Genomic DNA, 13,311 nt, shown 5'->3' with positions numbered 1-13,311 from the left:
CGCAGTCGGCTTTCCCGCTGCAGGCCCGGCACGCCGGGGTCGTGATCAGTTCCGTCCGTCCAGCGCGGCCGGCCCGGCCGGCCGGTACCGCTTCTCCGGCTCCCCGTTCGCCACGACCGGACCACCGGGCGTCTCGACTTCGAAGGCCGACTGATCGGTGACGGGTGCCTTCTCGGCCGGCCTGGCCATCCGCGTGGCCCGGTCGGCCTGCACGACCGGTTTCGCATGCCGGTCCGGTGTGGACACGACGGGTGCGGGCGCCTGCAGCACCGAGGGAACCTCCCCGGCCGAGCTCGCCACGTACTCCGTCGCGGAGATCCGCCCGTCGAACACCGATGCGGTGCCGGTCGGCAGGTTCGCGGTGAACTCGGAGCGGTGTGCCCCGCTGGGTTGCGCCCGTTGCCGCTTGCGTTCGGCCATCCACTCGCTGAACGTTTTCGCCGGAGCCCTCCGGTGCGGATTGGACAGCACCGCCGGCGCACCGATCCCGGGTGCTAACCCTTCCTGCGCACCTGCCGGAGCTTCCTGTGCGCTGCCGCCCCGGCGGGTGCGCTGCTGGTCGTTGGTGAGTACCGCCGGGGTGGTGCTCGGCGGCAGGCGGAACGCCGGCGCTTGCTCGGCGACGCCACCCGTCGGCGGCGCACCGGATTTGCGAGCCGGCTGTCCCAAGCCGCCGCCCATCGGCGCCTGGCTGCCAGGCGGCAGCGCCGGGGCCGACTGTGCATCCTGGTGGTACGCGGCTTTTGCCTCCAGGTCGAGGTGATCGTCAAACGGCAGAGACGTGCTGAACGTCGGCGCTCCTGTCCGGTTGCCCAGCTCCTTGCCCGGCGGCTGCTGTGGCAGCTGGCCGCTCGGCGGCGGTGTGATCGTGCCCGGTGGGTACAGGCTGTTCTGCGCGAACGAGGGCGGCGCGGCGGAGAACCCGGCCAGTGCGGGCGTCCCCGAGCCCGCGCTGAGACCCAGTGTGGGCGGCACCCCGGCGGGAGCTTTTCCGCCCGAAAACAGGTTCGGTCCGCCGCCGTGGGCGCCGAGCGCCGGTGCAGTGGGTGGCTTGGCGCGGAAGGGGTTCGGTGCCAGCCCCGCACCCCCTGCGGGAAGACCGGTCAGCGCCGGCGGCGCTACCGGCGGGTTGCCCGGCGGCGCTACCGGCGGGCGGGCCGGAGGTGCTGCCGGTGGGCGGGCGGCGAACCTGTTCGGGGGCGCGGGCGCAGGACCTGGCGACGGTGCCGGCGCGCGGGGTGGAGCCGGTGGCGGCGCACCCGGAGGCGGCATTGGCGCGCCTCCGGGCGGCGCTGTCGGCGCATCGCCCGGCGGTGGTGCCGGTGCGGTCGGGCCGCCGCCGGGGGCACCGGGTGGCGCGCCGCCGGGACCGCCGGGTGGCGCCCCCGGTGGTGAGAACGCGGGAGGCCTCGGCGCGGCAGTGGGGTCCAGGTCCGGATGCACGATCGCATTCAGGACTTCGAGTTTCGGCGCGCGTGCGGCCTGGATCTTGGCGATGTAGGGCGCGTACTCGCCGGCGATCTTCTCCGCGAGCTCCCGTGCTTTCTGGTCGTACTTCGACTCGACCTCGAGCGCCGCTTTCGCCTTGTCCTGGTCGTTACCCTCCTTCGGGCCGTTCTTGGCCAGGTAGAAGGTGCCCATGTCGTGGGTGGCGCCGTCGATGGCCTCGGCTCTCGTCGCCCGGTACTCCTGGTACAGGTGTTCCATCTCGGCCTGCGCCTCGTACATGACGTTCGACAAACCCCACAGTGCGGTGCCGTTCGCGACGGCGGCGTCCTGCCACTGCCGCATGTGGGCCAAGGTCATGCCGACCTTGCTCAGGAACACCTTCTTGGCGGCCGGCGACTTCCAGTGATCGGCCAGGGCCTTGGTTTGCTCGTACAGGTCGTCAGCGGCGACCTGGAGCATCATCGCCACGTTGAGCCACTGCTGTCCGCGGTCGGCGGTGGTGCCGGGCTGCTCGCCCTTCACGATCTGCTGGTACAGGGCCTCGATCGGAAGGTCGGCAAAGCCGTAGTCCCGCTGGGTGTCCTGCCTATTGGTGTAGTACGCATCCGCGGCTCCGGCGCTGACCGGTTTCAGGCGGTAGCCGAAGTAGGGGTCGTCCTCGCTCGCCATGGTCGTCACGCCCCCCCGAGGTGCCGCGCCTGGTTGAGACGTTCGCGGTATGCGTCGTCGCTGAGCTGCGGATCGGCCTGGGGTCCGACCTTGCGTTCGTTCGTCCGCCCGGCGATCATCTCCTTTTTGTCGCCATTGTGGTTGACGTCGGTCGTATCCTGCTTCCGCGTCTCGGTGTAGTACTCCCGGCTGTGGGTGCCGTCGGAGTGCCGGTACGTCACGACGTGATCGGGCAGCCGCTGCTCATCGGTCTTGCGCGGCCGGCCGTCCTTGTCCAGTTGCTCGACGGTGGTGAACTGGTCGTCCGTGTTCTTGTCGAGGTGCTTGGTCCTCGTCACACGGCGCTCCTGACCCGAGCGCGCGTCGTTCTCGTAGTGCGTCGTGATGGTTTCCAGCACCTCCTCCTTGTTCTTCCCCTCGCCCTCGGTCTTCTTGATCGTCTTGATCTCGTACAGGCGCTTGCCGTCCTTGCCGATGGCGTATTCGGTGGTGGTGGCGCCCTTCGACAGGACGGTACGTACGCCGCCGCCGTGGGTCTGGTACGTCGTGATCGTCGTGCCGTCCACGACGACGGTGCTGATCAGCTTGTCACCCGCGGTGTTGACCGCGCTGGTGGATTCCGCCCGCATCGCGAGCGTATCGGCGACGGTCTTCTTCGTGTCGATCCAGGACGGGAGCCCGGCCGGCTTCTTGGCGCCGGGCATCCGGAACGCGAACTGGACCGCGTTCAGCATCGCGGCGTTGTCGCCGTCCATGGAACCGAAGATGTCGCCCAGCAGCAGACCGCCCGAGGCGATCGAGGATACGTTCGTGGGGAGCGCGAGCAGGAACATCCCGAGCTCTTCGGCGTTGCCGAAGGCGGAGTCCTGCATTTCCTGACCCGGTCCGAATGACGTGCTCATCAGCATGTCCTTCGGACCGGGCCCGCGCAGCGCCATGTTGGCCGACACCGTGTCGGTACTGATGTCGTTGCTGATCTTCGCGACGTTCCGCCCGTAGTTGCGGAAGCTGGTCGGGTCGAGCTCGATGGCGGCCCCGTCGGTCGCCCATGCGGGAGCCGGGACGGCGTCCTTCGACGGCGGCTCTGGTGCCACGATGTCCCTCCCAAACGTCGTGAAAAGCCGGTGGGTCGCGGGGGTCCGCCGGGGGTAGGGGTCGGCAGACCCCCGCGCATCCCAGCAAACCACCGGGTGTCAACCCCTGTGGGTTCTCTTCTCAGGTCTGTGGCGGCAGGTCCGCCAGCTGGACCAGCTGGGCCCCGGCTCCGCGGGTGATCAGCCAGGCGCGGCCCGGGGGCAGCTTCTCCGGCCGGATGTTGCCCAGCAGGGGACCCTCCTCACGGTTGCCTGACATCAGGATTCCCGGCGAGGCCAGGTCCCGGATCCGGGCGATGACCGGGTCGAACATCGCCCGTGCTGCGCCGCCGCTGCGTCGGGTGACCACCAGATGCAGGCCGATGTCGCGGCCCTGTGTCATGTACTCGAGCAGGGGTGTGAGCGGGTTGTCGTGCGGGCTCGGCACGACCAGGTCGTAGTCGTCGACCAGCATGAACAGTTCCGGTCCGCTCCACCAGCTGCGGGAGCGGAGCTGTTCCGGTGTGATGTCACCTCCCGGCAGTCGCTTCTGCATCGCGTCAACGGTCAGACGCACCATCTCCTGAACGGTTCCGCTGGAGGTCGCGTATCCGATCAGGTACTCGTCGGGGACGAGGCCGAGCATGCTCCGCCGGAAGTCGACCAGGGCGATCTGCGCCTGGCCCGGCGTGTACCGGGCCATGATGCTCGTGGCCAGGGCGCGCAGGAAGGTGGTCTTGCCGCTCTCCACGTCACCGAAGAGGACCAGGTGGGGTTCGCTGGTGAAGTCCAGCCCGACCGGTTGCAGGTCCGCCTCCGATATCCCGATCGGGATGCCGTGTTCGCCCGGCGCGGGCAGCGCCGCGTAGGGCAGCACCGGTGGCAGCAGCCGCACCCGCGGCGCCGGCTTGCCGGGCCAGGCGGAGTTGACCGCATCGACGAAGTGCCCGATACCGGCGGACAGGTCGTCCGCGGTCTCCCGGCCGTCCACCCTGGGCACCGCCGCCAGGAAGTGCATGCCGTCCGGCGCGAGGCCGCGGCCGGGCGCCTGCTCCGGCACGCCCGCGGCCTGGCGTCGCCCGATCACCGAATCCACCGGGTCGCCCAGGCGCAGTTCCAGCCTGCTGCCGAACATGTCGCGCAGGTTCATCCGCAGGTCCATCCAGCGGTTGGCGGCAGCGATGACGTGCACGCCGAAGGCCAGGCCACGGTTGACCACCTCGGCCACGTCGGTCTCCAGGTCCTCGAACTCCGCGCGCAGCGTGCCCCAGCCGTCCACCACCACGAACAGATCGCCGAACGGGTCCTCCGGGAACCGGCCCTCGCGCCGCAGTCTGCGATAGGTCGACATGCTGTCGATGCCGTGCTCGGCGAAGCGCTGCTCGCGCTCGGCGATCAGCGTCCGCGCCTCGGCGATGGTGCGCCGGACGCGGTCCACCTCGCGCCGGGTCGCCACACCGCCGACGTGGGCCAGGTCGCGCACCGCGGCCAGGCCGCCACCACCGAAGTCGAGGCAGAAGAACTGCACCTCGGACGGCGTGTGGGTGAGGGCGAGGCTCGCGACGATCGAGCGCACCGCGGTGCTCTTGCCGCTGTGCGGACCGCCCACGACCGCCACGTTGCCGCCCGCGCCGGACAGGTCCAGCCAGCACACGTCGCGGCGCTGGTCGGCGGGCCGGTCGATGATCCCGGCCGCAGCGCGCAACGCCCCCCGGTGCTCGCGAATTCCGGTCGTCAGGCCGCGCTCGGGATCACGCACCAGCGGTTCCAGCAGCTTGTCCAGCGTCGGTGGCTCCTTCAGCGGCGGCAGCCACACCTGGTGCGCCGGCGCGCCCTGTCCCTCCAGCCGGTCCACCAGCACGTCCATCAGCGTCTCGCCGAGGTCGTCGGACTCGCGCTGCGCCGGCTGCAGCGGCTGCTCCGCCAGCCGCGGCCGCAGGTAGGCGGTGGAGTAGTCCTGCACCGGATCGATCTGGCGGCCTTCGTCGTCGGTGCGCTGCACCGTGCCGCGCTGGTGCACGCCGGACACGTACGCCGCCTTGAACCGGGTCAGCTCGTCCACGCCGGTCTTGAGGAACCCGTTGCCGGGGGAGCGGGGGAGCTGGAAGGCGTCCGGGGTGCCGAGCACGACCCGGCTCTCCATGGCCGAGAAGGTGCGCAGCGCGATGCGGTAGGACAGGTGCGAGTCCAGCCCGCGCAGCCGTCCCTCCTCCAGCCGCTGCGAAGCGAGCAGCAGGTGCACCCCGAGCGACCGCCCGACGCGTCCGATCTGGACGAACATGTCGATGAAGTCCGGCCGCGCGGTGAGCAGCTCGGAGAACTCGTCCACCACGATCAGCAGCGCGGGCAGCGGATCCAGCGGGGCGCCGGCGGTGCGGGCCTTTTCGTAGTCGCGCTGCGAACCGTAGTTGCCCGCCTTGCGCAGCAGCTCCTGCCTGCGCACCAGCTCGCCGCCGATGGCGTCGAGCATGCGGTCCACCAGGTGCAGCTCGTCGGCCAGGTTGGTGATCACCGCGCTGGTGTGCGGCAGCCGGTCCAGCTTGGTGAAGGTGGCGCCACCCTTGAAGTCCACCAGCACGAAGTTGAGGATTTCCGAGTCGTGGGTGACGGCCAGCGCCAGCACCAGGGTCCGCAGCAGCTCGGACTTGCCGGAACCGGTGGCACCGACGAGCAGGCCGTGCGGGCCCATGCCGTCCTGTGCGGACTCCTTGAGGTCCAGTTCCATCGGCCTGCCGTCGGCGGTGATGCCGATCGGCACCCGCAGCCGGTCCCGGTTGGACCTCGCCTCCCAGCTCTTGGCGAGGTCGAACTCGTACGGGTCGCCCAGGCCGAGCAGGTCGGTGAGCTCCAGCGACCCGGACAGCGGCTGCTCGCTCGCGGTCAGCGCGGACAGCCGCAGCGGCGCCAGGGTGCGCACCAGGCCGCGCATCTCCTCGATGCCCAGGGCGTCGGCGGTGCCGATGTCACCGGCGCCGTCCATGGTGCGGCTCGTCAGGTGCCCGTCCGGGGCGATGTCCAGGACCAGCGTGGCCGCGTCGAGCAGGCGCGGCGGCTCGCCGGAGAGGTCGATGACGGTGACGCCCTCGACCCCGCCCTCGATCATCAGGTGCTCCGAGCCGCCGGTGTCACCGCCGTCGACGACCACCACCACGTGCGTCGAGCCCTCGATCGGCTGGGTGCCCGGGTTGAACCGCGGCCGGCTGGCCACCACGTCGTCGAGCATCGCCTCCAGTGCGGTGACGCTGGGGGCGACCAGCCGGATCTGGCCGACGGCGTCGGTCTTGGCCGGGTGCAGCGCGTGCGGCAGCCACTTGGCCCAGTCCCACAGCTCGCGGTCGCGCACGCAGAACGCCGTCAGCACGTCGCTCGGTGCGTGGAACGTGCCCAGCTGCGCGACCAGCGCGCGGGCCAGCGCGCGCTTGCGGTCGTCGTCGCCGGTCAGGTGGATCCGCGCGAACCCGCGCAGCGCGACCGCCACCGGCAGGTCCGGCACGGTGGAGTAGGTGGTGACGAACTTCCGCAGCGCCATCGCGGACAGCGGCTCCAGCTCGTCGATCGGCTTGGTCTCCGGCGGGACCAGCGGGGTGGCCAGTTCCTGCGCACCCAGCCCGATCCGGATCACGGTGAAGTCCCAGTCGCCCGGCCGCCGCTCCCACAGCCGCGCGCTCTGCGCCGTCGACCACAGCCGAGCCGGGTCCGGGTGGCGGTAGAACATCGCGCGGCGCTGCTGGTCGATCGTGTCCCGCACCTGCGCGCGCAGCTGCGACAGCCGCCGCATGTACCGGCGCCGGTTGGCGATCATCTCCTGCTTGCTCGCACCCTGCCCGCCCTGGCTGATGATCTGGAACAGGATCATGCCCAGCACCGCGATGCCGTACATGGCGCCGGCGACGTACATCAGCGGGCCGGACCGGCCGGCGCCGATCAGCAGCGCCATGCCGCCGGTGCCGGCGAGCATCGGCAGGATCATCAGCACCCGCGTCCAGCTCTTGCCGCTGGGCGGCGGGTTCTCCGGCGGGGGATCGAGCACCACGTCGCCCGAGGGCAGGTCAGGCGCGGGCCGCCGGAGTGGCCGCTTGACTATGATCGTTCCCAAGACCGAAAACCTCCCGAGCGCCCGGGTGCGCCAGCATAGAGCTTTCCGCCAGCCTAGTGTCGCGATTTAATGGACACTCTCCCAGCCGGACTCGGGGTCCAATTTGGAGGTAGCGGCAGTATGACGTCGGCGATGGGCACGAGCCTCGCGAAGGTGAGCATCACCACGCCCACGCGCGGGATCGACGTCGCGCTCCCCGAGAACGTGCCGGTGGCCGAACTGCTGCCGTACATCCTGCGCCACGCGGGCGAGGACGCGCCGGACACCGGGGAGCAGCACGGCGGCTGGTCGCTGCGGCGCCCCACCGGTGAACGCCTGGACGGCCGGCAGACGCTGGCCGCGCAGGAGGTGCGCGACGGCGAGATCCTGCACCTGGTCCCCGGCCCGGTCGACTGGCCCGAGATCGAGTACGACGACCTGGTCGAGGCCATCGCCAGCGGGGCGCGCCGGTACGGGCGCAGCTGGGGACGCGCCGCCACCCGGCGGGCCGGGCTGGTCATCGCCGCCGTGCTGCTGTGCGGGGGCAGCCTGGTGTCCTTGTTGTTCGAACCACCGTGGCTCGACGCCGGCCTGATCACGCTGGCCGCCGCGGTGGTCCTGACCGCGCTGGGCATCGTGGTGGCCCGCGCGGTGCCGGACGCCCACGCGGGCGCGGTGTTCGCCGGTTCGGCACTGCCGTACGCGTTCCTCGGCGGCTACCTGCCGACCGCGCCGGACCACCTGCGGCTGTTCGGGTTCGGTGCACCGCAGCTGCTGCTCGGCATGATCGCGCTGCTGGTCTTCGGCATCGTCGGTTACCTGGGCGTCGGCGCGGCGAGCCGGGTGTTCGTCGCGGCGATCGCCACCGGGTTCTTCGGCGCGCTGGGAGCGTTGTTCGGCTACTGGATGGCCCCGGACGCAGCCGGTGCGCTGGTCCTGACCATCGCGATCGGCCTGCTGCCCGGGTATCCGTGGCTGTCGCTGCGGCTGGGCCGCGTCCCGCTGCCCGCGCTCCCGCAGCGGCCGGCCGACCTGCTCAACGACGACCCGCAGCCGGCCGCGCCCGCGGTGTTCGACGCGGCCGCCCGCGCCGACGAGCTGCTCACCGGCCTGCTCTCCGGTGCGGCCCTGATCAGCGCGCTCGCCGCGGTCTTCCTCGCCGGGCACGGTGGCGGCTCCCGGTTGCTGATGTCGCTGCTCGCCTGCGCGGCGCTGCTGCTACGCGCCCGGCTGTTCCCGGTGCCGCGGCAGCGGATCCCGCTGCTGGTGGCCGGGTTGTGGGCGTTCGCGTTGCTCACCCGCTGGTGCTTCGGCACCCCCTCCGGGAACGGGGGGCGGGGGCTGGTCCTGCTGGCGCTGGTGGTGATCGCGTTGCTCGTCGCGGCGGCCGGCGTGGTGTACAGCCGCAAGAACCCCTCGCCCTGGATCGGCCGGATCGCCGACATCGTGGACGTCACCGCTATCGTGGCCCTGATCCCGTTCGCGGGCTTCATCACCGGATTCTTCGCATACGTCCAGGGCCTGATGGCCTCGATCGGCTGAGGGAGCTGAGGGAGAGGCGTGCCCACTCGTCGCGACCAGCTGCAGGCCTACCAGTTCATGATGCAGCGGGTCACCTCCGCGCTCATCGTGCACGAGACCGATCCGGAGCTGACGCCGTTGCGGCGCGGGGTGGGCGCGGTGTTCGCCGGGATCATGATCACGGTGCTGGTCGCGGCGGGTTTCGGCGTGTACGGCGTGTTCACCGGGGTCGGCGGCACGTCCTGGAAGACCGACGGCGCGGTGGTCATCGAGCGCGAGACGGGCGCGACGTTCGTCTACCGGGCCGGCGAGCTGCAGCCGACGCTGAACTACGCCTCCGCCCGCCTGCTGACCAGCCCCGACAAGGCCGGTCCGTACCGCGTGGCCGGTGCGGACCTGGCGGGGCTGGCCCGCAAGCCTGCGGTCGGCATCCCCGGGGCGCCGGCCTCGCTGCCGCCTGCCGGCCGCGCCGCGGCAACGCCGTGGACGATGTGCTCGGTGCCGGGCCGCAACCTCGCCGGCGGGCCGACGACCACCACGACGCTGGTGGTGGGGCAGGCGATGCCCGGCGGCACCCCGCTGGGCCAGCGTGCGATCCTGGCCCGCGACGCCACCGACGGCACCGTTCACCTGGTGTGGAACAACCACCGCTACCGGATCACCGACGCGTCCGTGATCCGGTCCCTGTTCGGTGCCAGGGCCGCCGCGGTGGAGGCGGGCACGGCGTGGCTCAACGGCCTGCCCGTGGGGCAGGACATCGGCCGGATCGACGTGCCCGGGCAGGGCACGCCGTCCACAGTGCTCAGTGGGTTCAGCGTGGGGGACATCGTGTACTACCCGCTGTCCCGCGGCGTGCAGTACTACCTGGTCCGGGGCGACGGACTGGCCCCGCTGACCGAGCTGCAGGTGCGCATCCTGTCCGGTCAGTACACGGTGACGCCCAGGGAGATCCCCGCCGCGGCCGCGAACGTCGCGCCGATCAGCACGGCACTGGCCCCGGCGCAGGGCGAGGCTGCACCGCCGTCGCTGCCCCCGGAGCTGGTTACCGTGCCGGACGGGAACGGCGCGACGTTGTGCTCGCAGACGCACGACGCCCGCACCGACCCGGTCATTTCCGTCGGCGGTGACCCGAGCGCCCTGAACGCGGCGATCACCACCAGACTGGAGAGCAGCACCGGCACCAAACTGGCCGACCGCGTGCTGGTTCCACCTGGGAGCGTCGCGGTGGTGCGCGTGCTGCCCTCGGCGACCGCCACCGCCGGGGCGTACACGCTCGTGACCGACACCGGCCTGCGATACCCGGTGCCGGACGACAACGTGCTGGCCCAATTGGGGTATTCGGCGGCGTCGGCGGTGGACATGCCGGCCGCGCTGGTGCAGCGCATCCCGGAGGGCCCGACGTTGAGCCCGGCTGCCGCTGCGGTACCCGCGGTCCCGTAGCAAGACCGCACTCCTGATATTCTTGAACGTTTGACAACAAGCCTCTACCTGCGGCTGCGCTTCTCGCCTGCGCGTCACGGCGCGACGGAGCGATGTCAGGGACGCCACTTACGCTGCTGTCACAACGTCCCAAGAGGTGGGGGTGAGAGACATGTCTCCAGCTTCAAATGGTGTGCATCTTGTCGCGGATCAGGTCACGAGACTGCGGCAACTGCTCGACGACACCAAGCTCCGCGGCGCCCAGCTGTGCCAGAGCATGCACGGCGACCTCGAGAACGTGATCGGGAGTGACTGGATCGGGGCGGCGTCGAACGCGGGCCAGATCACCTCGGCCGACATGCTCGCGTTCTGGAGGTCGAAGCTCGAGCCGATCCTCGACAAGCTCGTCAACGGCATCACCGGAACGCAGAACGTGATGACCGCCGGAGACGACGAGTCGCGCTCCTCGATCGAGGCGGCCGGTTCGACCATGCACTTCCACAGCCGGATGAGCCACGCCTGATCCTCGGGGAAGGAACTCACATGGACAACGATCTCAAGTACACGCACCTGGTGGGTGACGCCGGTTCGGGGAACGTCCAGAAAGCGCAGGATCTGGAGACCCTGTTCGACGATTTCGCGACGCAGGCCAAGGGCATCCTCGGCAACGACTGGCAGGGTTTCGCCGCCCACGCGTTCCAGGAGGCGCATCACGACTGGAACAAGAACTTGGTGGAATACGCGACGGGGCGTGCACACTTCGGCAAGAAGGTGATCGAGGCCATGGAAAGGGCCTTCGAGAGCGACAACCGGGCGGCGGGCTTTTTCAGCTGACTCACCACTCCACACCAGCCGGTCCCGGAGCCCACGCTCCGGGACCGGTCCTTATCCCACTCGAGTAGAGCCCGCTGGGGAGGAATTCGTTGTGCGACAAGAGATCAGGACCGTTCCGGCCGGTCGCTGAACAGTTCCAAGGGCGGTTCGGGGCGTTCGTCCTCGGGCCGGTCCTGCGGGACCGGGGCCAGTCCGGCGCGCCAGCGTCGACGACGGCCGCGCGGTCCGAACACGACGATCGCGGTCACCAGCACCACGAGCGCGAATCCGCCGGCGGCGAGGCCGAGGGCCCAGCCGTTGCTGCGTTCCTCGGCGGCCTGCCGTGCGGCGACATCCGGCGGGACCGTGGCCGGTACCAGCGGCGGCAGTGCCACGGGATGGCCGGCCACCACGTCGTCGGACACCGCCTGGTACGGGTTGACCACGCCGTAGCCGTAGAACGGGCTTCCCGTTCCCTCAGGGGCGGGCGTTGCGGTGGCGAACAGCCGCTGGGCGACATCCTGGTTGGACAGCTGGGGCAGGTGGGCACGGACCAGTGCGGCCGTGCCGGCCACGAAAGCGGTGGCGAACTCGGTGCCGGACGCGGTGCCGAGCCCGGCGTTCGGGTAGGTCGTGACGATGTTCCCGCCGGGTGCCACCAGGTCGACGGACGTGGGACGGGAATCCGGCGCGATCTCCCCGTTCTCGCCGACCGAGCCGACGCCGATCACGCCGTCGTAGCCGGCCGGGTAGGGGACCAGGCCGGGTGGCTCGCTCGTCGCGCGCTGGCCGACGGCGGCCACGACGACGATGTTGCGGGACAACGCGCGCTGCACAGCGCCGCGCAGGGCCGGGTTGTCTTCGTATGTGATCGTGGGAACGGCGATGACACTGGCGTTGCGGTCGACAGCCCAGTTGATCCCCGCGGCGAGCGTGTTGGGTGCGACGGTGCCCGAGGGCTGCTGGCCCGGCGCGTACTGGTCGCCGACGACCTTCGCGGACAGGATCTGCGTATCGGGTGCCACACCGTGGAATCCCACCACGGAACTGGGCTGCGCGGCGATGATGCCGCTCACTCCGGTACCGGTGCCGACGCAGTCGGGGCTGCCACTGGACTGGCCGGTGTCCGGCGGACCGAAGGTGGCTCGTTCGGCAATGCGACCCGTCAGCTGCGGGTTGTCCGCCACGCCGGAGCTGACCACGGCCACGCGCTGACCGGCGCCGGTGCTCAACGGCCACACCCGGTCGGGCGCCAGCAGTTTCTGGGACCACGGAACGGGAACCAACGGCGACCCGGAAACGACACAGTTCTGCTGAGCCTGCGCGGCGGGCTGGGACACCGTGAGGACGGCGAGCCCGGTGGCGGCGGTGGCCAGTGCCGCGATCAGGCGCTTGGAGTTCACGGCGGCGATGCTAGCGGAGTGGCTGGCGGGCGTGGCAACGTTGCTGCGCCGGATGGACGGAGGTACACATGGATTTCCCTTCGGACCGGATGAATCCGGCACTGATCAGCATGCTCGAGCAGATCAAGAAAGCGACCGAGGAACTGCCCAAAACCGGTGAGCGCATGATGAAGCTCACCGGGGTCGGCTGGTCGCCGGACCGGATGGTGAAGGTCGTCGTGGGCCCGCGTGGACAGCTGGCCGACCTGGACATCGACCCGCGCGTGTTCCGCAAACCCGATGCCGCGGCACTGAAGGCGGCGATCATGGCCGCGTCTCGGGAAGCCGTGATCGACGTCAACACACAGCGCCAGGAGATCATGGCGGGCCAGTTCCCGTCGGATGCCAACCAGTTGCAGCACGAGCTGCGCGCGAACGAAAGTGACACCGTCGGCAAGCTGATGAGCCGGCTGGACGCCGACATCTACGCGGAACGGGAGGACGGACGATGAGCTACCTCGAAATCAGCACCAGTGTGGCGGAGATCCGGTCGCTGTTCGATCGGGTGGCGTCCACCGGAACGGACCTGACAAACCTGCTCACCAGCGCCGCTTCCACCCACAGTTCCGTGGTGGGCGGCGACACCGAGATGTCCGCGTTCGGCGACGACGAGCTCGGCGAGCGGTTCAAGCCGAGCTACCGGGACCTGGAGGAGGGCGCCGCCACCGGCTCGACGAACCTGTGCAGTGTCTTCTCACCAACGAAGGCCGGGCAGTTCTTCCAGGCGATGGCTGAGCTGGGTGACGAGCTGAGCAAACTCGGCGGTGGCGGTCGCGCGGCCATCGACGAGCAGATGAGTGCCGAACTCGACAACGTCGCCGCGCTCGGCAAGACCTACCACGCCTGAACC

10 protein-coding genes are annotated in these 13,311 nt (G+C 70.5%); 6 read left to right on the top strand and 4 right to left on the bottom strand.

Features of this window, described 5'->3' with window-relative positions; translation table 11 throughout:
* Positions 1–45: 45 nt before the first annotated feature.
* From FHX46_RS19970 to eccCa, 3 genes are read right to left on the bottom strand one after another with little or no spacing between them, the layout of a single operon-like run.
* Complete coding sequence (locus tag FHX46_RS19970; protein ID WP_167117263.1) at positions 46–2,118, bottom strand: hypothetical protein; 2,073 nt, start codon at positions 2,116–2,118, stop codon at positions 46–48.
* Between the two features lie 5 nt (positions 2,119–2,123).
* Positions 2,124–3,305, bottom strand: coding sequence for a hypothetical protein (locus tag FHX46_RS19965; RefSeq protein ID WP_167117260.1), 1,182 nt, complete (start codon positions 3,303–3,305; stop codon positions 2,124–2,126).
* A 28-nt stretch (positions 3,306–3,333) separates the two neighbouring features.
* A complete protein-coding gene (gene eccCa / locus FHX46_RS19960; RefSeq protein ID WP_167117257.1) occupies positions 3,334–7,287 on the bottom strand; it encodes a type VII secretion protein EccCa in 3,954 nt (1,317 codons plus the stop codon).
* Between the two features lie 120 nt (positions 7,288–7,407).
* Here eccCa and eccD point away from each other — a divergent pair, with 120 nt between their 5' ends.
* The 4 genes from eccD (at position 7,408) to FHX46_RS19940 (ending at position 11,040) form a co-directional block, all read left to right on the top strand.
* Positions 7,408–8,808, top strand: a complete 1,401-nt coding sequence (eccD, locus tag FHX46_RS19955; protein ID WP_167117254.1) for a type VII secretion integral membrane protein EccD — start codon at positions 7,408–7,410, stop codon at positions 8,806–8,808.
* 18 nt (positions 8,809–8,826) lie between these two features.
* Entirely contained in the window at positions 8,827–10,227 is a 1,401-nt protein-coding gene (eccB, locus tag FHX46_RS19950; RefSeq protein WP_167117251.1) for a type VII secretion protein EccB, read from the top strand.
* Positions 10,228–10,399: 172 nt separating this feature from the next.
* Positions 10,400–10,729, top strand: a complete 330-nt coding sequence (locus tag FHX46_RS19945; RefSeq protein ID WP_167117248.1) for a hypothetical protein — start codon at positions 10,400–10,402, stop codon at positions 10,727–10,729.
* A gap of 20 nt (positions 10,730–10,749) precedes the next feature.
* The gene (locus FHX46_RS19940; protein WP_243871317.1) at positions 10,750–11,040 is read left to right on the top strand and encodes a WXG100 family type VII secretion target; all 291 of its coding nucleotides are present in this window, start codon (positions 10,750–10,752) and stop codon (positions 11,038–11,040) included.
* Positions 11,041–11,144: 104 nt separating this feature from the next.
* On the opposite strand, the gene FHX46_RS19935 is transcribed toward FHX46_RS19940, so the two are convergent.
* Entirely contained in the window at positions 11,145–12,422 is a 1,278-nt protein-coding gene (locus tag FHX46_RS19935; RefSeq protein ID WP_313886200.1) for a S8 family serine peptidase, read from the bottom strand.
* Positions 12,423–12,490: 68 nt separating this feature from the next.
* Here FHX46_RS19935 and FHX46_RS19930 point away from each other — a divergent pair, with 68 nt between their 5' ends.
* Entirely contained in the window at positions 12,491–12,913 is a 423-nt protein-coding gene (locus FHX46_RS19930; RefSeq protein ID WP_243871316.1) for a YbaB/EbfC family nucleoid-associated protein, read from the top strand.
* Positions 12,910–13,308 (top strand): hypothetical protein, encoded by a 399-nt coding sequence (locus FHX46_RS19925; protein ID WP_167117245.1) that lies wholly within the window; start codon positions 12,910–12,912, stop codon positions 13,306–13,308. The genes FHX46_RS19930 and FHX46_RS19925 overlap by 4 nt, the downstream gene beginning before the upstream one ends.
* Positions 13,309–13,311 lie beyond the last annotated feature (3 nt).

The organism is Amycolatopsis viridis, assembly GCF_011758765.1.
GTDB classification, from domain to species: domain Bacteria; phylum Actinomycetota; class Actinomycetes; order Mycobacteriales; family Pseudonocardiaceae; genus Amycolatopsis_E; species Amycolatopsis_E viridis.
This window is presented reverse-complemented; position numbering and strand designations above follow the sequence as displayed.

Bases quoted from the DNA above. Each gene is read 5' to 3' on its own strand.
- FHX46_RS19970 (WP_167117263.1), bottom strand. From the start codon at position 2,118: ATGGCGAGCGAGGACGACCCCTACTTCGGCTACCGCCTGAAACCGGTC.
- FHX46_RS19925 (WP_167117245.1), top strand. From the start codon at position 12,910: ATGAGCTACCTCGAAATCAGCACCAGTGTGGCGGAGATCCGGTCGCTG.
- FHX46_RS19930 (WP_243871316.1), top strand. From the start codon at position 12,491: ATGGATTTCCCTTCGGACCGGATGAATCCGGCACTGATCAGCATGCTC.
- FHX46_RS19940 (WP_243871317.1), top strand. From the start codon at position 10,750: ATGGACAACGATCTCAAGTACACGCACCTGGTGGGTGACGCCGGTTCG.
- eccD (WP_167117254.1), top strand. From the start codon at position 7,408: ATGACGTCGGCGATGGGCACGAGCCTCGCGAAGGTGAGCATCACCACG.